The organism is Streptomyces sp. NPDC027663 (assembly GCF_055566415.1).
In genome coordinates this window covers 36496-59121 of record NZ_JBVHSK010000022.1, presented here as the reverse complement: position 1 = coordinate 59121, position 22626 = coordinate 36496, and the positions used below count along the sequence as shown (strand labels likewise).

Sequence of the window (22626 nt, the reverse complement as noted above, 5' to 3'; positions counted from 1 at the left end):
CGCGCCGCCCGGCCCGTCCCCACGCCTGCCCCTGGCGCCGCCCATGTCGCCCCTCGCACCGGCAGCCGCAGCCGCAGCCGCGCCGCCCGGCGCGTCCCCCCGCCTGCCCCTGGCGCCGCTCGTCCTGCTGCTGCCGCTCCTGCTGCTGACCGTCGCCCCTGGAGCCGCCGCACAGCCCGCCGCGCAGCCCGGTGCGCAGACCGCCGCACAACCTGGTGCGCAGAGCGCCGTCTGGGCTCTTGCGCCGCTGGGTGGCGGACGGCCCGCGTTCTACGCCGAGGGCACACCCGGGGCGGTGTTGCAGGACACGGTGTCCGTGACCAATCGCGGCCGCAGCCCCGTCACGGTCCGCTTGCACGGCGCCGGCGTTCCGGCCACCCTCGCCCGCACCGCCCTCACCGTCCCCGGCCGCACCCGGGCCGAGGTGCCGTTCACGGTGACCGTGCCCTGGGGGAGTCCGCCCGGCGACCGCTCCGGCGCGCTCGTCGCACGGGACGGCGACGGCCGTACCGCGACCGTGCCGGTCCGGCTGCGCGTCCGCGGCCCGGCGCTGGCCGCGCTGACCGTCGAGCACCTCGCCGTGCACGCCGACCGGATCACGTACGAGCTGGTCAATCGCGGTACGACCGCCCTCGTGCCCAAGCTCGCGGTGCGCGCCGACGGATTCTTCGGCCGGGTCCTGGACCGCGCCCCGCGCACCCTGCCCGTCCGGCTGCCGCCGGGCGCCCGGCGCACCCTCAGCGAGCCGTGGTCCGACCGGCCGGTCCTGGACGAGGTGCGGGTACGGCTGACGGTGACGGCGGCCGGCGGGGCGCACGACACCGCGGCCGGCTCCGTCGCGTGCGTGCCGTGGGGCGCCCTGGCCGCGGGAGCGGGCGCGGTGACGGCAGGTGCGGCCGTATTCCTCCGGCGGCGGCGCGGGCACCGGGCGCGGACCGCACCCGCGCTTGCCGCGGCCGAGTCGACGGGAGCGGTGTCGTGAGGCGGACCGTGCTGCCGGTGGTCGTCGCACTGCTGCTGGCCCTCGCCGGCCCGGTCCGGGCGGCCGACGGTCCGGCCCGGGCGGCCGACGGCCCGGCCGTGAAACTGTCGGCCGCCGAGGCCGGTACCGGCGGCTCTCTCACCGTCACCGGCACCGGCTGGCGGCCCCGCACGCTGCTCATGATGCTGGTGTGCGGGCGGGCCACCCCGGCCCGGGGTGTCCTCGGCGGCACCAACTCCTGCGCCAACGGCGACGGGCGGGCCGTGACCACCGACGCCGACGGCACCTTCAGCCGCGGACTGCCGGTCGCCGAACCGCCCGTGCCGTGCCCCTGCGTGGTGCACGTCGCCACCGTCACCGGCGCCCGGGCCGAGGCCGACGCCGTCCTGAACGTCGCCGGACACCCCGTGTCCCCGCTGCCCGCCGAGCGCTCCGGCGGCCGCCTCGCGGTGCTCTCCGACACCCGGCTGACGGGCTCGAGCGGACTGCTGACCTGGTTCGGGGCACCGCCCAGCCGCACTCTGGTCCTCACCGTCGGCAACACCGGCACGAGCCCGATCGAGAACCCCGTGTTCCAGGTCGGCGCCGCGCACGGCGTCTTCGCCCCCCAGTGGGACGAGCAGCAGTGGCGCGGCACCCTCGCGCCCGGGAAGAAGGCGCAGATCAAGCTGCCGGTCGAGCTGTCGGCGGGGGCCCACGGCGACTACACCGTGACGCTGAAGCACGGCGGCCGGGTGCTCGCCGAGCAGCCCTGGGGCGTGGGCCGGCCGTGGGGCGTGACGCTCTTCTGGATCCTGCTCTGCCTGGTCGTCCCGGCCGCGCTGTTCCGCGCCGGCATGGCCGTGGTGGACCGGGTCCGGCCGCGCGGCCCGGGCGCCGCCGGCCATCGGCGGCTGCCCCGGCCCGCCCTGCGCCTGCCCCTGTCCCTGCGCCTGCCCCTGTCCCTGCGCCTGCCCCTGCGCCTGCCGCGCTCCCGCACCGCCGGGCCCCCGCCTCCCGCGGCCGGCCCGGCCGCCACGACTCCGACCCTGCCGTGGTTCACCCCGGACTCCGCTCCGGACGCCCCGGCCGGCCGGTCCTCCGCACCGCACGACGACAGCCCGACGAGTCCTACGACTCCCACCACGAAGGGACCCACGTGAGCATGCGAAGGAGAGGCACAGCGGCCGGGGGACGCAGACTTGCCGCCGCGGGAGCCGCGCTGGCGCTGAGCGGTGCGGGCGTCCTGCTGGGCCTGGCCGCGGCACCCGCGCACGCGGCCGAGGTGTCGTACGCCACCCACTGCGTGCCGCCCGCGGGCATCGACCCCGTCGACGGCACCACCAAGGTCGAGATCACCGCGCCGGCCACGGCGAAGGTGGGCGACACCGTGGACATCGTGTGGAAGTTCGTCCAGGCCGCCTCGAAGAACCCGGACATCATCGACCTGCCCGCGAACTCGGTCCAGCCGTCCGGCGTCCTGAAGGCGGCCGGCGCGCAAACCGCCGACGTCGCGCTGCGGGGCCCGCGGGAGAACCCCGCGATCCCCAAGGGCGGGGCCATGGTGCTGTCCGACATGAAGGGCAGCCTGAAGCTGACGGCGGCCGGCGAGGTGACGCTCACACCGGACGCGTACACGGTCAACGCGATGTCGACCGACACCAAGTGCACGCCGAAGGAGACCGTGCAGAAGGCGGCCACGATCCAGGTGACGGCGGGCGGCGGCACGTCCACGCCCACCCGTACGCCGACCCCGACCCCGACCCGTACGGCGACCCCGACGCACACGGCGACCCCCACCGCGACCGGCGGCACCGGCCAGACCGACTTCACCGGCAAGGAGGTGCAGATCCCGTACGCCTGCAAGACCCCGATCGGCGACAAGGACGCCACCTCGCCGGTGCAGATCAACGCCAGGAAGAACGGCGGGAGTTACGACCTCACCGTGCAGTTCAAGAAGTCCGTGATGGACAGCCCCGCCGAGATCCCCGCGGACTCGGTGAAGCCGTCCATGGAGGTGGTGCTGGGCGGCGCCGACAAGGGCACCGTGCACGTGGAGGGTCCGACGAACGCGAGCCCCGTCAAGGCAGGCGACCCGATCGAGATCCCCGACCTCACCGGCAGCTACAAGCCCGGTGCGAGCGGCTCCTCTACGCTGTCCCCGGGCGTGCTGACGGTCAAGGCGCTCGGTACGACCACGACGTGCACACCGGTGAAGACGGAGGTCTCGCTCACCCTGGACACCACCGGGCAGCCCGGCGGCGCGGCGGGCGGCACCTCGTCCTCCGGCGGTTCGTCCTCCGGCGGTTCGGCGTCCGGGACCTCCTCCGGCACCACCGGCGACGACGGCGGCCTCGCCGAGACCGGCGCGGGCGACCACGGCGCGCTGAAGGCCCTGGGCCTGGTGGCGGGTACGGCGATCCTGCTGGGCGGCGCGGTGTTCACGTTCCTGCCGGGACGAAGGGAGCGATAGCCGGCCCACGGGCGCGGGGCCGGCACCTCCTCGCACAGCCCAGGCTTCCTCACCCCGGCAGGCCTCCCCGCACACGACGAGAGGGCCGCCGCACCCACGCGGGTGCGGCGGCCCTCTTTCCGGCCGAGGCCGAGCGACTAGTGGACGTCGCCCATCAGCGACTTGACCTTCCGGCGGTACATCCACACCGCGAATCCGGCGAGTGCCGCGAGGGCCGCCTCACCGAAGACGGCACCCTTGCCGCCGAGGTCGACACCGGCGATGGCCGGGTTGGACAGCAGGCTGGTGATGGAGTCGCCCGCGGTGACCGCGAGGAACCACACGCCCATCATCTGGCTGGCGTACTTGGCCGGGGCCATCTTCGTCGTCACCGACAGGCCGACCGGCGACAGGCACAGCTCACCGACGGTCTGGATGAAGTAGATGCCGACCAGCCACATCGGGCTGACCGCGGTGCCGTTCGCCGCCATGGCCAGCGGGACCAGGAAGAAGAAGAACGACACACCGATCAGGACCAGGCCCATCGAGAACTTCACGATGGTGCTGGGCTCCTGGCCCTTGCGGTTCAGCCACACCCAGACCCAGGCGAAGACCGGGGCCAGCGCCATGATGAACAGCGGGTTCAGCGACTGGTACCAGGAGGTCGGGAAGTCGAAGCCGAGCATCGTGTGGGCGGCCTTGCCCTCACCGAACGCCTGGACCGTGGACGCGCCCTGGTCGTAGATCATCCAGAACACGGCGGCCGCGACGAAGAACCAGATGTAGCCGGTCATCTTCGACTGCTCGGTGTCCGACAGCTCCTTGTCCCGCTTGATGCGCAGCAGCACGCCCGCCGGGATGACCAGACCGATGACGGTCAGCGGGATCATCGCCCAGTTCAGGGTGAAGTGGCCGGTGGCGCCGACGACACCGTAGAAGACGGCGGCGATGATCAGCCAGGTCAGGCCCTTGCGCAGCCAGGAGGTGCGCTCCTGGTCCGTCAGCGGCTTGGGGACGACGTCGCTCTTGGGGTTCAGGTGGCGGGTGCCGAGCAGGAACGCGGCGAGGCCGATCGCCATGCCGACCGCGGCCATGCCGAAGCCGAGGTGCCAGTTGACCTTCTGGCCGACGGTGCCGATGGCCAGCGGGGCGAAGAAGGCGCCCGCGTTGATGCCCATGTAGAAGATCGTGAAGCCACCGTCACGGCGCGGGTCGTCCGGGCCGTCGTACAGGTGGCCGACCATCGTGGAGATGTTGGCCTTCAGCAGACCCGAACCGGCCGCGACCAGCGCGAGGCCCGCGAAGAACGGCGCCTGGCCGCCGGGCAGCGCCAGCACGACGTGACCGGACATGATCGTGACGGCCGCGATGGCCACGGTCTTGCGCGGGCCCCAGACGCGGTCACCGAGCCAGCCGCCGGGCATGGCGAGCAGGTACACCATCGCCGAGTAGACGGAGACGATCACCGTGGTGGTGGCCACGTCCATGGCCAGTCCGCCGCCCATGCTGCCCTTGCCGGCGTCGGGGCCGCCGGAGAGCAGGTACACGGTGAGCAGGGCCTTCATGCCGTAGTAGGAGAAGCGCTCCCACATCTCGGTCATGAAGAGGGTGGCCAGTCCGCGGGGGTGGCCGAAGAAGGACTTCTCGGAACCGGGGGTGCCCGGGCGGACCGAGGCCTTCGTCAGGCTGGACGCCATGGTCGTTCCTTGCTGGTCGGGACGCGGCGGCTGGAGCATTGCGCGCCCGGTGGGGGTGTGGCCGGCACCGGCAGGGTCGGTCGTCCACCCCCACGCCCACGGGGAGTCCGCTCCGGATCGCGGAGCGGCGGACGGCGACCAACCGGGATCCACGCCCAGGACGCGTCGCGTCCGGAGCCCGGCCAGAGGTCATTCCTTTCAAGGCTGATCTTGATCAGCCCGCACACGAAAGAGACCTTCAGCGTCCACTGCCCGCCAAAGGTCCCCGGTGTACTACAGGCGTTCAGGTCACCATACGTCAGGACTCTGCCGGATATGGAAGGACTTGAGACGCGGATCACAGGTGTCGCGGGAACCGTGCAAACGGTTTCGAAGGTCCCTCCTACGATCGCATCCCCAGGTCAATGGTTCGTACCAGGAAGGTGTGAAGGTAAGAATCCGCGGAACCGATCACACCCCGGCGCCGCACGCGGGCGGACTACCATCACCTCATGACCCGTGTACTGCTCGCCGAGGACGACGCGTCCATCTCGGAGCCGCTGGCCCGCGCCCTGCGCCGGGAAGGTTACGAGGTCGAGGTGCGCGAGGACGGACCCGCCGCACTCGACGCCGGAATGCAGGGCGGCGTCGATCTGGTCGTGCTGGACCTGGGCCTGCCCGGCATGGACGGCCTGGAGGTCGCCCGCCGGCTGCGTGCCGACGGTCACACCGTGCCGATCCTCATCCTGACCGCGCGGGCCGACGAGGTGGACACCGTCGTCGGTCTGGACGCGGGCGCCGACGACTACGTCACCAAGCCCTTCCGGCTCGCCGAACTGCTCGCCCGGGTCCGGGCCCTGCTCCGGCGCGGCGCCGCGGAGCCGCAGCAGCCGCCGGCCACCCACGGGGTGCGGATCGACGTCGAGTCGCACCGGGCGTGGATGGGCGACGAGGAACTCCAGCTCACCGCCAAGGAGTTCGACCTGCTGCGGGTGCTGGTGCGCGACGCCGGCCGCGTGGTGACCCGGGACCAGCTGATGCGCGAGGTCTGGGACACCACCTGGTGGTCGTCGACCAAGACCCTCGACATGCACATCTCCTGGCTCCGCAAGAAGCTGGGCGACGACGCTGCGAACCCCCGGTACATCGCGACGGTACGCGGCGTGGGCTTCCGCTTCGAGAAGAGCTGAGCCCGGCCCCCAGCGAGCACCCCAGGTAACGGACCATGCGCCGACGTCTCATCCAGTCCACCCTCGCCGTCGTCCTCGTGGTGATCGCCGTCTTCGGCGTCTCCCTGGTGATCGTCGAGTCACGGACGATCAGCACCAGTGCCCAGGAGCGGGTGGACTCCGAGGCGGTGCGGCTGGCCAGCATCGTGGACAGCCGGATCCTCGCCGCCGAGAACGTCAACGCGGACGTGCTGCGCAACCCGGTCAGCAAGGACCAGTACGCGGTGATCCGCATGCCCGGCCGCGCCCCCATCGAGATCGGCAGCAAGCCACAGGGCGACGTCATCCACGCCACCCAGCGGGGCGAGGAGGGCGAGACCGTCACCGTGCAGGAGCCGCGCTCCGCGGTGACCCGCGAGGTCGGCCGCACCCTGCTGATCATCGGCCTGGTCGCGCTGCTCGCCGTGGTCGCCGCCGTGCTCCTCGCCGTACGGCAGGCCAACCGGCTCGCCTCCCCGCTGACCGACCTGGCGGAGACCGCGGAACGGCTCGGCTCCGGGGACCCGCGCCCGCGGCACAAGCGGTACGGCGTCCCCGAGCTGGACCGGGTCGCCGATGTGCTGGACTCCTCCGCCGAGCGGATCGGCCGCATGCTGACCGCCGAGCGGCGCCTCGCGGCGGACGCCTCCCACCAGTTGCGTACGCCGCTGACCGCGCTGTCCATGCGGCTGGAGGAGATCACCCTCACCGACGACCCGGACACGGTGAAGGAGGAGGCGACCATCGCGCTGACCCAGGTCGAGCGGCTGACGGACGTCGTGCAGCGGCTGCTGACCAACTCGCGCGACCCGCGCACCGGCTCCGCCGTCACCTTCGACCTCGACGAGGTCATCCAGCAGCAGCTCGCCGAGTGGCGGCCCGCCTACCGCAGCGTCGGCCGGGCCATCGTCAGCTCCGGCAAACGGCATCTGACGGCGGTGGGCACGCCGGGTGCGGTCGCCCAGGTGCTGGCGGCACTGATCGAGAACTCGCTCATGCACGGCGGCGGCACCGTCGCCCTGCGCACCCGGGTCACCGGCAACCAGGCCGTGATCGAGGTCACCGACGAGGGCGCCGGTGTGCCGGCCGATCTCGGTGCGCGGATCTTCGAGCGCACGATCAGCGGGCGGAACTCCACGGGAATCGGCCTGGCCGTCGCCCGCGACCTCGCGGAGGCCGACGGCGGCCGGCTGGAGCTGCTCCAGGCACAGCCCCCGGTCTTCGGCCTGTTCCTCTCGCGCACGGCACCCGCCCGCAAGACGGACGAGAGCCGGCCGACGGTCCGCTGAGCGGCCGGGTCAGGGCACCCGCTGCTTCGGCGCGGGCTGCTTGCGCCCCGGCTTCTTCGCCTCGGCCGCGAGGATCGACTCCGCCTCCCGGGCGGGCAGCGCCCGGAACACCCAGCTGCGGTACGACCAGAACCGGAACAGGGTCGCGACGCCGATGCCGACGAACTTGAACACATTGCTCTGCAGCGGGCTGTCCCAGCCGAAGCCGTAGGTGGCCAGGTACAGCACGCCGTTCTCGATCACCAGGCCGACGGCGCTGAACAGCAGGAACAGGGTGAGTTCCTTGGTGCGCCCGCTCTTGTCGCGGTCCCGGTACGTCCAGTAGCGGAAGCCGACGTAGTTGAAGGCGATGGCCACGACGGTCGCGATGATGCTGGCGCGCACCACCGGCAGGTCGGAGACGTGCCGGACCAGGTTGAACACGCCCAGATTGACGAGGACGCCCGCGCCGCCGACGGCTCCGAACTTGACCACCTCGCGTACGAGCCGTTTCAGCCCCGAGGAACGAGGTTCCATGGCTGTGCAGCTCCCGTCGGTAGGTTTCCGTCAACCCCGCCATGCTAGCCGCGTCGGGCCGCCCCTGCCCGTGGACCGTGCCACGGCCGGGAAACGGGTCGGAAAGAGCCGGGAAAGCGCTGGGTAAGAGAGTGCGGGAGGGAGGCGATCCGGCCTCCTCGGCGTGGCCGATACCCTAGGGGTGTGACGTTCCCGGTAGTCGGCATGGTCGGCGGGGGGCAGCTCGCGCGTATGACGCACGAAGCGGGCATCCCGTTGGGCATCAGGTTCAAGCTCCTCAGTGACACTCCCCAGGATTCCGCGGCGCAGGTCGTGAGCGATGTCGTCATCGGCGACTATCGCGATCTCGACACGCTGCGTGAGTTCGCGCGCGGCTGTGACGTGATCACCTTCGATCACGAGCACGTGCCCACCGAGCATCTGCGCGCCCTGGAGGCGGACGGCATTCCCGTGCGCCCCGGGCCCGACGCGCTGGTGCACGCCCAGGACAAGGGCGTGATGCGGGCGAAGCTCGACGCGATCGGCATCCCGTGCCCGCGGCACCGGCTTGTCGCCGACCCGCAGGACGTCGCTGCCTTCGCGGCCGAAGGGGACGGCTTCCCGGTCGTCCTGAAGACCGTCCGCGGCGGCTACGACGGCAAGGGCGTCTGGGTCGTCGACTCCGTCGAGGAGGCCGCCGAGCCGTTCAAGGCGGGCGTCCCGGTCCTCGCCGAGGAGAAGGTCGACTACGTCCGCGAGCTGGCCGCCAACGTCGTACGCTCCCCGCACGGCCAGGCCGTCGCCTACCCGGTGGTCGAGTCCCAGCAGGTCGACGGCGTCTGCGACACCGTGATAGCCCCCGCGCCCGGCCTCTCCGAGGATCTTGCCCTGCACGCCGAGCAGATGGCCCTGACCATCGCCAAGGAGCTGGGCGTCGTCGGGCACCTCGCCGTGGAGCTGTTCCAGACCCGCGACGGCCGCGTCCTCGTCAACGAGCTGGCGATGCGCCCGCACAACTCCGGCCACTGGACCATGGACGGCGCGATCACCTCGCAGTTCGCCAACCACGTCCGCGCGGTCCTGGACCTGCCGCTGGGCGACCCGCGCCCGCGCGCCAGGTGGACCGTCATGGTGAACGTCCTGGGCGGGGACTACCCGGACATGTACTCCGCCTACTTGCACTGCATGGCCCGCGACCCCAAGCTCAAGATCCACATGTACGGCAAGGACGTGAAGCCCGGCCGCAAGGTCGGACACGTCAACACCTACGGCGACGACCTGGACGAGGTGCTGGAGCGCGCCCGTCACGCAGCCGGCTACCTGAGAGGCACCATCACCGAATGAGCCCCGTTGTTGGCATCGTCATGGGGTCGGACTCCGACTGGCCCGTCATGGAAGCCGCCGCCAAGGCCCTGGACGAGTTCGAGATCCCCTACGAGGTCGACGTCGTCTCCGCGCACCGCATGCCGCGCGAGATGATCACGTACGGGGAGCAGGCTGCCGACCGCGGCCTGAAGGTGATCATCGCCGGTGCGGGCGGCGCGGCCCACCTGCCCGGCATGCTCGCCTCCGTCACCCCGCTGCCGGTCATCGGCGTGCCCGTGCCGCTGAAGTACCTCGACGGCATGGACTCGCTGCTCTCCATCGTGCAGATGCCGGCCGGCGTCCCGGTCGCCACGGTCTCCGTCGCCGGTGCCCGCAACGCCGGGCTCCTCGCGGCCCGGATGCTCGCCGCCCACGACGAGGACCTGCTGCACAAGATGCGCGACTTCCAGCAGGACCTCAACGACCAGGCCACCGAGAAGGGCAGGCGGCTGCGCTCCAAGGTCGAGGGCGCGGGCAGCGGCTTCGGCTTCGGGAAGTGACCGCCGTGGCCGACCTGGACGAAGCACGCACGCTGTTGCGCGAGTTCCCGGTGGTCGACGGGCACAACGACCTGCCCTGGGCGCTGCGCAAGCAGGCCGGCTACGACCTGGACGCGCTGGACATCGCCGGGGACCGGCACGAGCACCTGCACACCGACATCCCGCGGCTGCGCGAGGGCGGGGTCGGTGCCCAGTACTGGTCGGTGTACGTGCCCTGTGAGGAGCCGAACCCGGTCGCGGCGACGCTGGAGCAGATCGACTGCGTCCGGCAGCTGCTGACCCGCTACTCCGCGGACCTGGCGCCCGCGCTGACCGCCGCGGACATGGAGGCGGCCCGCCGGGACAGCCGTATCGCCTCCCTGATGGGCGCCGAGGGCGGTCACTCCATCGCCAACTCGCTCGGCACGCTCCGCGGCCTGTACGCGCTCGGCGTGCGCTACATGACGCTCACCCACAACTCCAACGCGGACTGGGCGGACTCCGCCACCGACGAGCCGAACGTGGGCGGCCTGTCCGCCTTCGGCCGCGCGGTGGTGGCGGAGATGAACCGCCTCGGCATGCTCGTCGACCTCTCGCACGTGGCGGCCACGACGATGCGGGACGCGCTGGACGCCACCTCGGCGCCGGTGATCTTCTCGCACTCCTCCGCGCGGGCGGTGTGCGACCACCCGCGCAACATCCCCGACGACGTCCTGGAGCGGCTGCCCGCCAACGGCGGCGTGGCGATGGTGACGTTCGTGCCGAAGTTCGTGCTCCAGGCGGCGGTGGACTGGACGGCCGCGGCGGACGAGAACATGCGCGCCCACGGCCTGCACCACCTGGACACCAGCCCCGAGGCCATGAAGATCCACCGGGCCTTCGAGGAGCGCATCCCGCGCCCCGTCGCCACGGTGTCCACGGTCGCGGACCACCTGGACCACATGCGCGAGGTGGCCGGCATCGACCACCTGGGCATAGGCGGCGACTACGACGGCACCGCGTTCACCCCGGACGGCCTGACCGACGTCTCCGGCTACCCGAACCTGCTCGCCGAGCTGCTCAGGCGGGGCTGGTCCAGGACCGACCTGGCCAAGCTGACCTGGCAGAACGCGGTACGGGTGCTGGGCGCCGCGGAGGACGTGGCCCGGGACCTTCAGGCCACCCGCGCCCCGTCCCTCGCCACCATCGAGGCGCTCGACGGCTGATCGCCGAGGGTGGGGTAGTCGTTGTAGCCGTCTGCCCCGCCCACGTACATGAAGTACCGGTCCCGGACCGGGTTGAGCGGTGCGCCCAGGCGGAGCCGGTCGATCAGGTCCGGGTTGGCGAGGAACGGCCGGCCGAGGGCCACCAGGTCGGCGCCGGCCGCCAGCAGGTCCCGCACGGCCCTGGTGACGGTCTCGGCGGTGAGGTCGGTCAGATCGGGGTTGCCGATCAGCGTGCCGGGCCAGTCGGCGCGGATCCGCCGGTACCAGCCGCTCTCCGGATCGGACCGCACCAGGTGCAGGTAGCCCAGGTCCAGCTCCTTCAGGCGGTCCAGCAGCGTGGCGTAGAGGCCGTCGGTGTCGTCCTCGCGGACGCCGTTGACGGTGGAGCCGGGAGAGATCCGTACGCCCACCCGGTCGGCGCCGATCGCGTCGGCCACCGCCTCCGTCACCTCCGCCGCGAACCGCACCCGCCGCCGGGCGGAGCCGCCGTAGGCGTCCGTACGGCGGTTGGTGTTGTCCGCGAGGAACTGGTGCAGCAGCATCCCGTTGGCCGAGTGCACCTCCACGCCCTCGAAGCCCGCGTCGACCGCCCGGCGGGCCGCGGCGGCGAAGTCGGCGATCGTCGTCCTGATGTCGTCCGTGGTCATCGCCCGCGGTACGGCGGCCGGCCGGTGCCCGTCCGGCGTGAAGATCGTCCCCGGTAGCGGGACGGCGGAGGGAGCCACGGGGGTCAGTCCGGTCGTCGCCGGATGGCTGACCCGGCCGCCGTGCTGGAGCTGCAGGAACATCCGCCCGCGGCCCTCCCGGACCGCGTCCGTGACCCGGCGCCAGCCGGCCGTGTGCCGGTCGGTGTGGATCGCGGTGATGTCGGGGTACGTCTGCCCGACGGCGTTCGGCGTCGAGCCCTCGGCGATGATCAGTCCGGCCGAGGCGCGATCGGAGTAGTGGGAGACCATCAGGTCGGTCGGGGTACCGTCGGCCTCCGCACGGTTGCGGGTGAGCGGGGCCATCACGAGGTGGTGGGGCAGTTCGAGCCGGCCGAGCCGGGCCGGGGCCAGGAAGTCCGTTGTGCGCGTCATGCCCGCACGGTAGAACTTGACACCGGTGTCAGATTCAAGCCCGGAGGACCGCATGAGAATCGGTGAACTGGCCCGGCGCACCGGCGTCAGTGAACGCTCCCTGCGCTACTACGAGACCCAGGGACTGCTGACCAGCGACCGTACCCCCGGCGGCCACCGCGACTACCCGGAGGCGGCCGTCGACCGGGTCATCCGGATCCAGGAACTGTACGCGGCCGGCCTGCACAGCGACAGGATCCGCCAGTTGCTGCCGTGCATGCGGGACCAGGACGGCGGCCCCTCCGCGATCGCCACCCCCCGGCTGGTCGCCGAACTCGGCGCCGAACGCGACCGCATCGACCGCATGATCGCCGACCTCGTGCGGTCCCGGGACACGCTGGACGAGGTGATCCGCACCGCCCGCCAGGGCTGACCGGCGTACCCCGAACGCCCCATCCACCAGGAAGCGTCCTCCGCTCCGTGCGACCGTGTCGGTACGCCAGCCACAGCACGCCGTAGCTCACGACCGACGTAGCCCACGACGACGTACGGAGCCCGCCATGGCCGACCTCCAGCACGACATCCCCCGCACGACCGAGGTCGGCGAGGACGACGGCAGGCGGGACGGCCCTCACCCCGTCCCGGCACCGCTGGACCGGGGATACGAGCCTGCGGGCGAACTGCTGGAGCGGGTACACACGCTGCTTGCCGCCCACCCGGTCGCCGACGGCTACAGCGGTCTTCCCTGCGCCCTCGGCCATCTTCCCTGGTACGACCTGGAGCTGGGCGAGGCCGCCGTCGACACGGACGTGCCCCGGATGCGCCAGGGACACGTCGGCGCGCTGTTCTGGTCACTGCACCTGCCCGAGGAGACGGACCGCGAGCGCGCGGCGGCGGCCACCCTGGAACAACTCGACATGGCCCGCACGGTCATCGAGAGCCATCCGGAGGGGCTGCGCCTGGTGCGCACCTCCGGGCAGGTCGTCGACGCCCGCAACTGCGGCCGGGTCGCCGTGGTGCTCGGCCCCGCGCACGCCGCCGCCCTCGACGACTCCCTCGGCATCCTGCGCATCCTGCACGCCCTCGGCCTGCGCGTGCTGACCCTCGCGGGCACCGCCTGGGCCGGCCCGTCCGGGCTGACCCGGTTCGGCGAGGAGGTGGTCCGCGAGATGAACCGGCTCGGTGTCCTCGCCGACGTCTCCGGCGCCTCCCCGGCCACCGTGGAGCGGGCCGTCACCCTGTCCAGGACGCCGGTGCTGTGCACCCGCTCGGCCGCCCGAGACCTGCGCCCGCACCCCGCCAACCTGCCCGACGGCCTGCTCGCCGCGCTGGGCGAGGCCAAGGGCCTGTGCATGGTCCCGCTGACCGCCGAGCAGACCGGCCCGACCGTCCCGGACGTCGCCGACCACCTCGACCACGTCCGGGACGTCGCCGGGCCCGAGTGCGTCGGCCTGTCCGGCACCTACGACTCCGGCGCCGTCCACCCGCGCGAACTCGCCGACGCCTCCCGCTACCCCCACCTGATCGCCGAGCTGCTCCGGCGCGGCTGGTCCGAGACCGAGCTGGCCCTGCTGACCTGGGGCAACGTGCAGCGGGTGCTGCGCAGCGCGGACTTCATGGCCCGGGCCGCACAGCAGCGCCGGGAGGCCTCCACGGCAAGGATCAGCGACCTGGACGCCCCCTAGACCGACGACCGGGGCGCGTCAGCCGGCGCAGAGACAGAACGGGTGCCCCGCGGGGTCGGCGTAGACACGGAACGAGCGGGAGCGGTCCTCCGCGTCCAGCGGCCGTGCGCCCAGCTCCAGCACCTCCTTCTCGGCCGCGTCCAGGTCGTCCACGGTCAGGTCCAGGTGGAACTGCTGGGAGTGGTCCGCCCCGGGCCACTGCGGCGGCACGAACCCGGGCGCCTGCTGGAAGGCCAGTGCCGGACCGCCGGGCAGCTTCAGGTCCACCCAGTCACCCGCGCCCTCCACGGTGCCGCCCAGCACACCGGCGTAGAAGCCCGCGAGCGCGAGGGGATCGGGACAGTCCAGGACCACGACATCGAGCTTGGCCAGAGCCATGACTTCCTCCACGTCTGCCTACAGGAGTTACCTATAGACCCGAGTAACCGGTAACGGTTACTGCATGCTGCCGTAATAGAGGTAACGTCGCAAGCATGAGCGAGAGATCGGCCGCTCCGGACGGCCTGGCCCTGGTCGAGTCCCTGGTGAACACCCTGGACATCGAGACGGGTGCCGACTCGCTGGACACCGCGCAGGGCCGGAGCCGGTTCGGGATCACGGAAGCCGGGCTCGCCGACGCCCGGGAACTGCGCGAATCGCTGCGGGCCGCGCTGCTGGCCCACGCCGGCCACCGGCCGCACCGCACGGTGACCCCCCTCGGCACGCTGCTGGCCGGAGCCCCGCTGTACGTGGCCGTCGACGGCCATGACGGCTCGGCCCGTCTCGCCCCCGCCGACGAGGGCCCGCTGCTCTCCCGGATCGCCGCCGCCGTCGCCGAGGCGCTCGTCGCCGGCACCTGGACCCGCCTGAAGGCCTGCGAGTCCGGGACCTGTCACTGGGCGTACTACGACCGCAGCCCCGCCGGACGCGGGCGCTGGTGCTCGATGCAGGTGTGCGGCGCCCGCGCCAAGATGCGCCGCTACCGGGCGAAGGGGCCGTGATCCGGCCCGTAGTGGTGCACAATGCGGGATGACGCCGGTTCGGCCGACTGAGCCTCGGCCGAACCGGCGTCACCGCTTGCGGGAAGAAAGCCGGCCGATCGACACGGCGCCGCCGCGCCACCCCGCGGAACGCCTACGCGGCCGGTCCTCGCGGAGCGCCTACGCGGTCGGTCCTCGCGGAGCGCCTACACGGCCGGTCCTCGCGGAACGCCTACGCGGTCGGACGTCCCATCGCCCGGTACGTCCAGCCCGCCCGCCGCCACAGCTCCGGGTCGAGGGCGTTGCGCCCGTCCAGCAGCAGCCGGGCCGCGGCCACCTCGCCGAGCGCCGCCGGGTCCAGCTCCCGGAACTCCTGCCACTCGGTCAGGTGCAGCACCGCGTCGGCACCCCGGACGGCGTCCTGCGCCGAGTCGGCGTAGCCCAGGGTGGGGAAGACCTTGCGGGCGTTGTCCATGCCCTTCGGGTCGTACACGGTCACCTGGCCGCCCTGGAGGTGGATCTGGCCGGCCACGTTCAGCGCGGGCGAGTCACGGACGTCGTCCGAGTCGGGCTTGAAGGTGGCGCCCAGCACCGCGACCCGCTTGCCGAGGAAGGAGCCCCCGCCCAGCGCCTCCCGGGCCATCTCGACCATCTGGCCGCGCCGGCGCATGTTGATGGAGTCGATCTCGCGCAGGAAGGTCAGCGCCTGGTCCGCGCCCAGCTCGCCCGCCCGGGCCATGAACGCCCGGATGTCCTTGGGCAGACAGCCGCCGCCGAAGCCGATCCCGGCGCGCAGGAACTTGCGGCCGATCCGGTCGTCGTACCCGATGGCCTCCGCCAGCTTCGCCACGTCACCACCCGCGGCCTCGCACACCTCCGCCATCGCGTTGATGAAGGAGATCTTGGTGGCGAGGAAGGAGTTCGCGGCCGTCTTCACCAGCTCGGCCGTCGGGAAGTCGGTGACCACGAACGGCGTGCCCTCGCCGATCGGCCCGGCGTACACCTCGCGCAGCAGCTTCTCGGCCCGCTCGCTGCGCACCCCGGCCACGATCCGGTCCGGGTGCAGCGTGTCCTGCACGGCGAAGCCCTCACGAAGGAACTCCGGGTTCCAGGCCAGCTCGGCGTCCCCGCCGGCCGGTGCGTGCTCGGAGAGGTAGGCGGCCAGCCGGTCCGCGGAGCCCACCGGCACGGTCGACTTGCCGACGACCAGGGCCGGGCCGTGCAGATGCGGGGCCAGCGAGGCGATCGCGGCGTCGACGTAGCTCATGTCGCACGCGTACTCGCCGTGCTTCTGCGGGGTGTTCACGCACACGAAGTGCACATCACCGAAAGCACCGACCTCGGCCCAGTCCGTGGTGAACCGCAGCCGTCCCGAGGAGCCCTCGATCCCGGCCACGTGCCTGCGCAGCAGCTCTTCCAGACCCGGCTCGTACATCGGGGTCTCGCCGCGCTCCAGCATGGCGATCTTCTCGGGTACGACATCCAGGCCCAGCACCTCGAAGCCCAGCTCGGCCATGGCCGCGGCGTGCGTGGCGCCGAGGTAGCCGGTGCCGATCACGGTGATCTTCAGGCTCATGGGGGTGCGCTCCAGCTCGGGTCCGTCGGTGGTGCTCGGTCATGCGGAGCATGAGCATAGTCGGGCCCTTCGCCGGGCAATTTCCCGCTGTCGCGTACCTCACGTAGGCGTGCTCGTGCCGGGCCTCTAAAATTTGAGTTACTTAACGGTAATTAGCGTCAGTATCACTGCGTCTTTGGAGCGTGAGAGACCGTGGCCGGAACGGCTGACTTCGACCTGTACCGCCCGTCCGAGGAGCACGACATGCTCCGGGACGCCGTCCGCTCCCTGGTCGAGGCGAAGATCGCGCCGTACGCCGCGGCGGTGGACGAGGAGGCCCGCTTCCCGCAGGAGGCCCTCGACGCCCTCGTCGCAGGCGACCTGCACGCCGTGCACGTCCCCGAGGAGTACGGCGGCGCCGGCGCCGACGCCCTCGCCACGGTCATCGTGATCGAGGAGGTGGCCCGCGCCTGCGTCTCCTCCTCCCTCATCCCCGCGGTGAACAAGCTGGGCTCGCTCCCGGTGATCCTCTCCGGCTCCGAGGAACTGAAGAAGAAGTACCTGGGCCCGCTGGCCAAGGGCGACGCGATGTTCTCTTACTGCCTGTCCGAGCCGGAGGCGGGCTCGGACGCGGCCGGCATGAAGACCAAGGCCGTCCGCGACGGCGACCACTGGATCCTCAACGGCGTCAAGCGCTGGATCACCAACGCGGGCGTCTCCGAGTACTACACGGTGATGGCCGTCACGGACCCCGCCCAGCGCTCGAAGGGCATCTCCGCCTTCGTCGTGGAGAAGTCCGACGAGGGCGTCTCCTTCGGCGCCCCCGAGAAGAAGCTCGGCATCAAGGGCTCCCCGACCCGCGAGGTCTACTTCGACAACGTCCGCATTCCCGCCGACCGCATGATCGGCGAGGAGGGCACCGGCTTCATGACGGCCATGAAGACCCTGGACCACACCCGCATCACCATCGCCGCCCAGGCCCTCGGCGTCGCCCAGGGCGCCTTCGACTACGCCAAGGGCTACGTCCAGGAGCGCAAGCAGTTCGGCAAGCCGATCGCCGACTTCCAGGGCATCCAGTTCATGCTCGCCGACATGTCCATGAAGATCTCGGCGGCCCGCGCCCTCACCTACCAGGCCGCCGCCGCCTCCGAGCGCGGCGACGCCGACCTCACCTACCTGGGCGCCGCCGCCAAGTGCTACGCCTCGGACATCGCGATGGAGGTCACCACCGACGCCGTCCAGCTCCTCGGCGGCTACGGCTACACCCGCGACTACCCGGTGGAGCGCATGATGCGCGACGCCAAGATCACCCAGATCTACGAGGGCACGAACCAGGTCCAGCGCATCGTCATGGCAAGGAACCTTCCCTAGCAGGGTTTCCCTGCACAAACAACACAGCCCCCGGCCCGACGCCGGGGGCTGTCGTCGTACGCGCCCCGCTGTAGTCCCCTGCGGATCGCGCGTTCTCGCGAGCGACCGACAGCGAGAGGCACGTACGGCAACCAGGCTTAGGGGACGGCTCACTTGTCCCCTCCATCAGGCTGATTGCCGACCCGGCAGGAGGTGGCTCAGGGTGCGGCGGCCGTCGTAGCGCTTCCTGGTCGAAGCGCCCTTTCGGACCGGTCCATAGGTAGCCGTGGTTGCGCACCTGTCGTTCCCGTGGCCGGAGAATCAGGCGCTCGGCCGAAGCGCGCGGGGTCGATCCCGGCCGCGCCCAGCTCCGCCGTGGTGAACCGCAGCGGCTGCGCTTCGGGCCGCTTGCTGTCACCGAGTGCCCAGGCGTCGTCACCGATCCGGGCCAGGGTCACGCACGACTCGGTCCGTGAGTGGGCGCGCCAGAATGTGTACCCGATAGGCGGGCCGGGTGTGCGGGTCAAGCGATCACGGTCGACGGAACGGGAAACCGCGCCACCTGCCCTGACGCCCCGGGATTCCACGGCTTTGGAAGGCGTCCTTCGGGGCGCCTTCCTCGCTGTCCGGGGTGTAGGTCGACATGCGGGGCGGCTCCGCGGGACGTAGGACGGAAGCAGACGGGGCCCGCCCGGGTCCCACCGCCTCCGAGGAGGAGCCATGACCCAGTCCGGAATGATGCCTGCCCTCACCCAGCAGATGCAGGACTGCATCGAGGCCTGCATGAACTGCCACAACACCTGCGAAGAGGCCATGAGCTCCTGCATGCAGCAGGGCGGCCAGGCGCAGATGCAGGTCATGCGCGCGCTCATGGACTGCTCCGAGACGACCCGGATGTGCGCCGACATGATGATGCGGCGCTCCCCGATGGCCGGCGACATGTGCATGCTCTGCGCCAAGGTCTGTCAGATGTGCGAAGAGGCGTGTATGTCCATGCCGGACGACCAGATGATGATGCGCTGCGCCGAGGCGTGTCGTCGCTGCGCGGAGACCTGCCGGGCGATGGCGGGCGCGGCCATGTGAGTCGTCCGGTCCGGCCGGAAGCGGCCATGTGAGTCGTCCGGCCCCTCCGGGAACGGCCGAGGGCACCCTCGCGGGTGCCCTCGGGCCGTGATCGCGACGATCGTCAGTTGCTGCCGCTCACCGTCACGGGCTCGTCGTTGTTCAGCTCGTTCACCAGGGTCTTCACCTTCGCCTTGTCCCAGACCAGGTTGCCGCCGGAGGAGCCGGAGATCGGCATGTTCATGGACTTGCCGTCACCGCCGCTGACGCCCTTCATCGCCCAGAACATCGAGGCCAGGTCCCACAGGGACATGTCCTTGTCGACGATCAGGGAGTCCAGGCCGGCGCCGATGGTCGGGTAGAACTTGAACGGGTTGAGGACCGTCGAGGGGGTCGCCACCTGGTGGGCCAGGGCCGCCAGGAACTTCTGCTGGTTCTTGGTGCGCTGCAGGTCGGACGCGGCGAAGGCGTGCCGGGTGCGGACGAAGGCGAGGGCCTGCTGGCCGTCGAGGGTCTGCTTGCCGGCCTTGAAGTCGGCGCCGGACCACTTGTCCTTGAAGCCCTTGTCGATGTCGATCTCGACGCCGCCCACCGCGTCCACGATGTTGGCGAAGCCCTGGAAGCCGATCTCCACGTAGTGGTCTATGTGCAGACCGGTGTTGGCCTCGACCGCGCGGACCAGCAGCGTGGGCCCGTCCTCGGCGTAGGTCGCGTTCAGCTTCGTGTGCCGGCCCTGCGCCGGGTAGACCTTGCCGGACGTCGATCCCTTGTACGACGGGACCACCACGTCGGAGTCACGCGGCAGCGAGATCAGCGTGTCGCCGTTGTCGCCGACGTGCAGGATCATCATCGAGTCCGTGCGCTTGCCCTCGGCGCCGCCGGTGTGCAGCTTCTTCTCGTCCTCCTTGGACATGCCCTCACGGCTGTCCGAACCGACGATCAGGTAGTTCGTGCCCTCGCCCGCCTCCGGCCGGTCGATGACCGTGGAGAGGTCCACCTCGCGGCGCAGCTTGGAGTCGGCCCAGAAGTAGGTCGCGATCGAGGTGACGACCATCACGGTCACCAGCGTGAGGGCCGTCCACTTGATCCGGCGCCGCCAGTTCGGCGCGGGACGCGGGCCGCGGCCCGGCGCACCCGCCGGGCCGCCCGGACCACGGCCGCCGGGGGCGCCGTATACCTGCCCGGTGTTGTAGCCGCTGTCGTAGTCGTCGTAGCCGGCACCGTCGTCGTGCCCCCGGCCGTCGACGTACGACGGCTGCCGCGGCACGCCGGCCGCGTACGGTGGGGCCGCGGGACCGGGCTCGCCGTACGCCGAGCGCGGTCCGGGCGGAACCGCCGGGCCGCCGCGCTGCACCTGGCGCATCACGCGCGCCCCCTCCGGCTGCGCGCCGGCACTGCCGCGTCCGTAGCGCGGGCGGCGGTTGTCGTCGGACCATCCCTCGGGCCAGTCATTCATGCGCCCCAGTGTGCAGGGCGGCGCGGTGTGCCTTACAAGGGATGTCGGAAAATCAGAGCGCCGCTGTTGCGAACCCGACACAAATTCCGTGATTGTCACCACGGCATAAGGTGGAGGGCATGACAGACCAGGCCACGGACACGGATCCGGACATGGAGCCGGACATCCCGGGCAAGCCCACGTCCGCCTCGCGCACCACTCTCAGCCACATCATGACCCACAACGACACCAACCTGCTGGGGACGGTGCACGGCGGGGTGATCATGAAGTTGGTCGACGACGCGGCGGGAGCGGTGGCCGGCCGGCACTCCGGTGGTCCCGCGGTCACCGCCTCCATGGACGAGATGGCGTTCCTGGAGCCGGTCCGCGTCGGTGACCTGGTTCACGTCAAGGCACAGGTGAACTGGACCGGCCGGACCTCGATGGAGGTCGGTGTCCGGGTGCTCGCCGAGCGCTGGAACGAGTCGGCCCCGGCCACCCAGGTCGGCTCCGCCTATCTGGTGTTCGCAGCGGTGGACGCCGACGGCAAGCCCCGCCGGGTGCCGCCGGTGGTCCCGGAGACCGACCGTGACCGCCGCCGCTACCAGGAGGCGCAGATCCGCCGCACCCACCGCCTGGCCCGCCGCCGGGCGATCCGCGAACTGCGCGAGAAGCGGGCCGCGGAGGGGTTCGAGGACTAGGCGGTGTCGTCCGGAGGAGCAGCGGCCTCCGGGAGCCGCGGGCCGGAAGACCGCCGGGTGCTCGCGGACCGGCCCACGCCTCTCTCCCGTCTCACGCGGGCTCGGAGCACACCACCTCGTTGCCCCGCACCGCGCCCTGCTCCGGCAGCGCCGGGTCCTCGAAGCGCACCTTCTGCACGTCCTTGAGACCGGGCCCGGCGGTCACCTTCAGCAGCGGTCCCTGACCGGGCACCGCACGCAGTTCGCTGTCCGGCAGGGCCGCCGCCAGGGAGCGGGCCGAGCGGTCCCAGCGGGGGTCGTAGGAGATCACCGTGTGCGCCACATGGACGGGGGCGGTCGTCGGCCGGCGGGTGGTGGCGAAGCCGGTCGCGGCGAGCGCCGCGTCGAGCCGCTTGGCCAGCCCGACCGTGCCACTGCCGTTCTCCACCTGGACCCGGATCCGGGCCGGGGCGACCTCCACCGGCACCGGCACCGGGGCACGGCGCGGGCGGTCCTCGGTGAGCGGCTTGTCGTCGCGCAGCGCCTGGAACAGGCCGGCTGCCCTCGCCTGGTCCCACTTCAGGGTCGAGCCGATGCCCTTGACCTGGTAGTTCAGCTGCCCGATGGGGACGGTGGCGAACTCGGAGGACGACGGCGAGAAGCTTCGCATCGCGCGCCCGAGGTCGAGCAGCTCGTCGGTCCCGAAGCCCGCGTCGGCGCGCACCGAGCCGAGCACCGCCCTGGTGACGTCCCGGAACCGCATCGGGTTCAGCAGCACCCCGGAGGAGGTCGCCTTCTCGATCAGCGCGGCCAGGAACCGCTGCTGCCGCTTCATCCGGCCCAGGTCGCTGGCTCCGTCGATGTGCCGGGCGCGCACGTACTGCAGCGCCTGTCCGCCCTTGAGGGTGTACGTGCCGGGCGCCAGGTCGAGCCCGGTGTACCTGTCCTTCAGCGGTGTCGGCGTGCAGACCGTCACCCCGCCGAGCACGTCGACGGTCTTCATGAAGCTGGTGAAGTCGACCTCCAGATAGTGGTCGATCTTCACGTGGGTCATGTTCTCGACCGTGCGGATGGTCAGCTGGGGCCCGCCCTCGGCGTAGGCCGCGTTGAGCTTGACCGGGTGCGGGCCGTGCCGCCGCCCGGTGTTCTGGTCGACGTGCGCGGGCATCTCGGCGTACGAGTCGCGCGGCAGGCTCACCACGGTGGCCCGGTCCCGGTCCTCCGCGATGTGCACGATCATCATGGTGTCGGTGCAGTGACAGGGCTGCCCGCCCAGCCGGTACGTGCGCCGCTCCTGCTCGCTGACCTTGTCACGGCCGTCGGTGCCGACCAGCAGGACGTTCATGCCGTGGCCGGCCTGCGGCCGGTTCTTCATGTCCTTGAAGGCGTCGATCCGCGCGATGCCCGCGTCCAGGCTGGTGACGACCGCGTGCCCGATCCCGGCGGAGGCGAGCACCACGACCGACAGCGTGGTGACCGCCCGCATGGCCCAGCGTGGCCGCCGCCGCGGCGGCCGGACGGACCGCACGGGCCGCTCGGACGGACGCGGCACACGACGGGGCGGCTGCGGGCGGCGCTGCGGACTGGGGGCCCTTCCCACGCTTCTGGCAGCGGGGGAGGGAGACCGAGGCGGGCTGGGCAAGGGGGACACCTCCGGACGAGTCCGTACGTGGGATCCGTGAGCACAGTAGGCCGATACGATCTCCAGCCCG

The 22626-nt window shown here is 71.8% G+C and carries 21 protein-coding genes and 1 pseudogene; 14 read left to right on the top strand and 8 right to left on the bottom strand.

Annotated elements, in window-relative coordinates:
- Window positions 1–43 precede the first annotated feature (43 nt).
- From ACZ4SF_RS35390 to ACZ4SF_RS35380, 3 genes are read left to right on the top strand one after another with little or no spacing between them, the layout of a single operon-like run.
- Window positions 44–982: a COG1470 family protein gene (locus tag ACZ4SF_RS35390; RefSeq protein ID WP_468392784.1), complete on the top strand. Its 939-nt coding sequence runs from the start codon at window positions 44–46 to the stop codon at window positions 980–982.
- Complete coding sequence (locus ACZ4SF_RS35385; RefSeq protein ID WP_468392694.1) at window positions 979–2124, top strand: hypothetical protein; 1146 nt, start codon at window positions 979–981, stop codon at window positions 2122–2124. Before ACZ4SF_RS35390 ends, ACZ4SF_RS35385 begins: the two co-directional genes overlap by 4 nt.
- A gap of 2 nt (window positions 2125–2126) precedes the next feature.
- A complete protein-coding gene (locus ACZ4SF_RS35380; protein ID WP_468392692.1) occupies window positions 2127–3434 on the top strand; it encodes a hypothetical protein in 1308 nt (435 codons plus the stop codon).
- Window positions 3435–3571: 137 nt separating this feature from the next.
- On the opposite strand, the gene ACZ4SF_RS35375 is transcribed toward ACZ4SF_RS35380, so the two are convergent.
- Entirely contained in the window at window positions 3572–5110 is a 1539-nt protein-coding gene (locus tag ACZ4SF_RS35375) for a peptide MFS transporter (protein WP_468392690.1), read from the bottom strand.
- 491 nt (window positions 5111–5601) lie between these two features.
- On the opposite strand from ACZ4SF_RS35375, the gene ACZ4SF_RS35370 reads away from it, so the two are divergent.
- Together ACZ4SF_RS35370 and ACZ4SF_RS35365 are read left to right on the top strand one after the other, a co-directional pair.
- Window positions 5602–6279, top strand: a complete 678-nt coding sequence (locus tag ACZ4SF_RS35370) for a response regulator transcription factor (protein ID WP_030653180.1) — start codon at window positions 5602–5604, stop codon at window positions 6277–6279.
- A 35-nt stretch (window positions 6280–6314) separates the two neighbouring features.
- Window positions 6315–7586 carry an ATP-binding protein gene (locus tag ACZ4SF_RS35365; RefSeq protein WP_468392688.1) on the top strand — a complete coding sequence of 424 codons (1272 nt, stop codon included), beginning with the start codon at window positions 6315–6317 and terminating at the stop codon, window positions 7584–7586.
- Window positions 7587–7595: 9 nt separating this feature from the next.
- Here the strand turns inward: ACZ4SF_RS35365 and ACZ4SF_RS35360 are convergent, their stop codons facing one another.
- Window positions 7596–8102, bottom strand: coding sequence for a GtrA family protein (locus ACZ4SF_RS35360; protein ID WP_468392686.1), 507 nt, complete (start codon window positions 8100–8102; stop codon window positions 7596–7598).
- 183 nt (window positions 8103–8285) lie between these two features.
- Between ACZ4SF_RS35360 and ACZ4SF_RS35355 the strand changes: the two genes are divergently transcribed.
- From ACZ4SF_RS35355 to ACZ4SF_RS35345, 3 genes are read left to right on the top strand one after another with little or no spacing between them, the layout of a single operon-like run.
- Window positions 8286–9425, top strand: a complete 1140-nt coding sequence (locus ACZ4SF_RS35355) for a 5-(carboxyamino)imidazole ribonucleotide synthase (protein ID WP_468392685.1) — start codon at window positions 8286–8288, stop codon at window positions 9423–9425.
- On the top strand, window positions 9422–9946 hold the full coding sequence (gene purE, locus ACZ4SF_RS35350) for a 5-(carboxyamino)imidazole ribonucleotide mutase (protein WP_468392683.1): 525 nt from the start codon (window positions 9422–9424) through the stop codon (window positions 9944–9946). Before ACZ4SF_RS35355 ends, purE begins: the two co-directional genes overlap by 4 nt.
- A 5-nt stretch (window positions 9947–9951) precedes the next feature.
- Window positions 9952–11130: a dipeptidase gene (locus ACZ4SF_RS35345; RefSeq protein WP_468392782.1), complete on the top strand. Its 1179-nt coding sequence runs from the start codon at window positions 9952–9954 to the stop codon at window positions 11128–11130.
- On the opposite strand, the gene ACZ4SF_RS35340 is transcribed toward ACZ4SF_RS35345, so the two are convergent.
- Window positions 11079–12209 carry an alkene reductase gene (locus tag ACZ4SF_RS35340; protein ID WP_468392681.1) on the bottom strand — a complete coding sequence of 377 codons (1131 nt, stop codon included), beginning with the start codon at window positions 12207–12209 and terminating at the stop codon, window positions 11079–11081. The two genes, ACZ4SF_RS35345 and ACZ4SF_RS35340, sit on opposite strands and share 52 nt — an antisense overlap.
- Window positions 12210–12261: 52 nt before the next feature.
- On the opposite strand from ACZ4SF_RS35340, the gene ACZ4SF_RS35335 reads away from it, so the two are divergent.
- Together ACZ4SF_RS35335 and ACZ4SF_RS35330 are read left to right on the top strand one after the other, a co-directional pair.
- A complete protein-coding gene (locus tag ACZ4SF_RS35335) occupies window positions 12262–12621 on the top strand; it encodes a MerR family transcriptional regulator (RefSeq protein ID WP_468392679.1) in 360 nt (119 codons plus the stop codon).
- A 127-nt stretch (window positions 12622–12748) separates the two neighbouring features.
- A complete protein-coding gene (locus tag ACZ4SF_RS35330) occupies window positions 12749–13873 on the top strand; it encodes a dipeptidase (protein ID WP_468392677.1) in 1125 nt (374 codons plus the stop codon).
- Between the two features lie 18 nt (window positions 13874–13891).
- Here the strand turns inward: ACZ4SF_RS35330 and ACZ4SF_RS35325 are convergent, their stop codons facing one another.
- A complete protein-coding gene (locus tag ACZ4SF_RS35325; protein ID WP_468392675.1) occupies window positions 13892–14251 on the bottom strand; it encodes a VOC family protein in 360 nt (119 codons plus the stop codon).
- Window positions 14252–14346: 95 nt separating this feature from the next.
- Here ACZ4SF_RS35325 and ACZ4SF_RS35320 point away from each other — a divergent pair, with 95 nt between their 5' ends.
- Window positions 14347–14853 (top strand): CGNR zinc finger domain-containing protein, encoded by a 507-nt coding sequence (locus ACZ4SF_RS35320; protein ID WP_468392673.1) that lies wholly within the window; start codon window positions 14347–14349, stop codon window positions 14851–14853.
- A gap of 211 nt (window positions 14854–15064) precedes the next feature.
- On the opposite strand, the gene ACZ4SF_RS35315 is transcribed toward ACZ4SF_RS35320, so the two are convergent.
- A complete protein-coding gene (locus ACZ4SF_RS35315) occupies window positions 15065–16408 on the bottom strand; it encodes a UDP-glucose dehydrogenase family protein (RefSeq protein WP_468392672.1) in 1344 nt (447 codons plus the stop codon).
- 192 nt (window positions 16409–16600) lie between these two features.
- On the opposite strand from ACZ4SF_RS35315, the gene ACZ4SF_RS35310 reads away from it, so the two are divergent.
- The gene (locus ACZ4SF_RS35310) at window positions 16601–17758 is read left to right on the top strand and encodes an acyl-CoA dehydrogenase family protein (protein WP_468392670.1); all 1158 of its coding nucleotides are present in this window, start codon (window positions 16601–16603) and stop codon (window positions 17756–17758) included.
- A gap of 311 nt (window positions 17759–18069) precedes the next feature.
- On the opposite strand, the pseudogene ACZ4SF_RS35305 reads toward ACZ4SF_RS35310, so the two are convergent.
- Window positions 18070–18264 (bottom strand): annotated as a pseudogene (locus ACZ4SF_RS35305) (hypothetical protein); the annotation flags it as partial.
- A gap of 193 nt (window positions 18265–18457) precedes the next feature.
- On the opposite strand from ACZ4SF_RS35305, the gene ACZ4SF_RS35300 reads away from it, so the two are divergent.
- The gene (locus ACZ4SF_RS35300) at window positions 18458–18820 is read left to right on the top strand and encodes a four-helix bundle copper-binding protein (protein WP_468392668.1); all 363 of its coding nucleotides are present in this window, start codon (window positions 18458–18460) and stop codon (window positions 18818–18820) included.
- A gap of 103 nt (window positions 18821–18923) precedes the next feature.
- On the opposite strand, the gene ACZ4SF_RS35295 is transcribed toward ACZ4SF_RS35300, so the two are convergent.
- Complete coding sequence (locus ACZ4SF_RS35295) at window positions 18924–20255, bottom strand: LCP family protein (RefSeq protein WP_468392666.1); 1332 nt, start codon at window positions 20253–20255, stop codon at window positions 18924–18926.
- 119 nt (window positions 20256–20374) lie between these two features.
- Between ACZ4SF_RS35295 and ACZ4SF_RS35290 the strand changes: the two genes are divergently transcribed.
- Window positions 20375–20935: an acyl-CoA thioesterase gene (locus ACZ4SF_RS35290; protein WP_468392665.1), complete on the top strand. Its 561-nt coding sequence runs from the start codon at window positions 20375–20377 to the stop codon at window positions 20933–20935.
- A gap of 91 nt (window positions 20936–21026) precedes the next feature.
- On the opposite strand, the gene ACZ4SF_RS35285 is transcribed toward ACZ4SF_RS35290, so the two are convergent.
- Window positions 21027–22556, bottom strand: coding sequence for an LCP family protein (locus tag ACZ4SF_RS35285; protein WP_468392663.1), 1530 nt, complete (start codon window positions 22554–22556; stop codon window positions 21027–21029).
- Between the last annotated feature and the right edge of the window lie 70 nt (window positions 22557–22626).

Coding starts and splice junctions, on each gene's coding strand:
- ACZ4SF_RS35390 (WP_468392784.1), top strand. CDS start 44: ATGTCGCCCCTCGCACCGGCAGCCGCAGCCGCAGCCGCGCCGCCCGGC.
- ACZ4SF_RS35380 (WP_468392692.1), top strand. CDS start 2,127: ATGCGAAGGAGAGGCACAGCGGCCGGGGGACGCAGACTTGCCGCCGCG.
- ACZ4SF_RS35375 (WP_468392690.1), bottom strand. CDS start 5,110: ATGGCGTCCAGCCTGACGAAGGCCTCGGTCCGCCCGGGCACCCCCGGT.
- ACZ4SF_RS35370 (WP_030653180.1), top strand. CDS start 5,602: ATGACCCGTGTACTGCTCGCCGAGGACGACGCGTCCATCTCGGAGCCG.
- ACZ4SF_RS35365 (WP_468392688.1), top strand. CDS start 6,315: ATGCGCCGACGTCTCATCCAGTCCACCCTCGCCGTCGTCCTCGTGGTG.
- ACZ4SF_RS35360 (WP_468392686.1), bottom strand. CDS start 8,102: ATGGAACCTCGTTCCTCGGGGCTGAAACGGCTCGTACGCGAGGTGGTC.
- purE (WP_468392683.1), top strand. CDS start 9,422: ATGAGCCCCGTTGTTGGCATCGTCATGGGGTCGGACTCCGACTGGCCC.
- ACZ4SF_RS35340 (WP_468392681.1), bottom strand. CDS start 12,209: ATGACGCGCACAACGGACTTCCTGGCCCCGGCCCGGCTCGGCCGGCTC.
- ACZ4SF_RS35335 (WP_468392679.1), top strand. CDS start 12,262: ATGAGAATCGGTGAACTGGCCCGGCGCACCGGCGTCAGTGAACGCTCC.
- ACZ4SF_RS35330 (WP_468392677.1), top strand. CDS start 12,749: ATGGCCGACCTCCAGCACGACATCCCCCGCACGACCGAGGTCGGCGAG.
- ACZ4SF_RS35325 (WP_468392675.1), bottom strand. CDS start 14,251: ATGGCTCTGGCCAAGCTCGATGTCGTGGTCCTGGACTGTCCCGATCCC.
- ACZ4SF_RS35320 (WP_468392673.1), top strand. CDS start 14,347: ATGAGCGAGAGATCGGCCGCTCCGGACGGCCTGGCCCTGGTCGAGTCC.
- ACZ4SF_RS35315 (WP_468392672.1), bottom strand. CDS start 16,408: ATGAGCCTGAAGATCACCGTGATCGGCACCGGCTACCTCGGCGCCACG.
- ACZ4SF_RS35300 (WP_468392668.1), top strand. CDS start 18,458: ATGACCCAGTCCGGAATGATGCCTGCCCTCACCCAGCAGATGCAGGAC.
- ACZ4SF_RS35295 (WP_468392666.1), bottom strand. CDS start 20,255: ATGAATGACTGGCCCGAGGGATGGTCCGACGACAACCGCCGCCCGCGC.
- ACZ4SF_RS35290 (WP_468392665.1), top strand. CDS start 20,375: ATGACAGACCAGGCCACGGACACGGATCCGGACATGGAGCCGGACATC.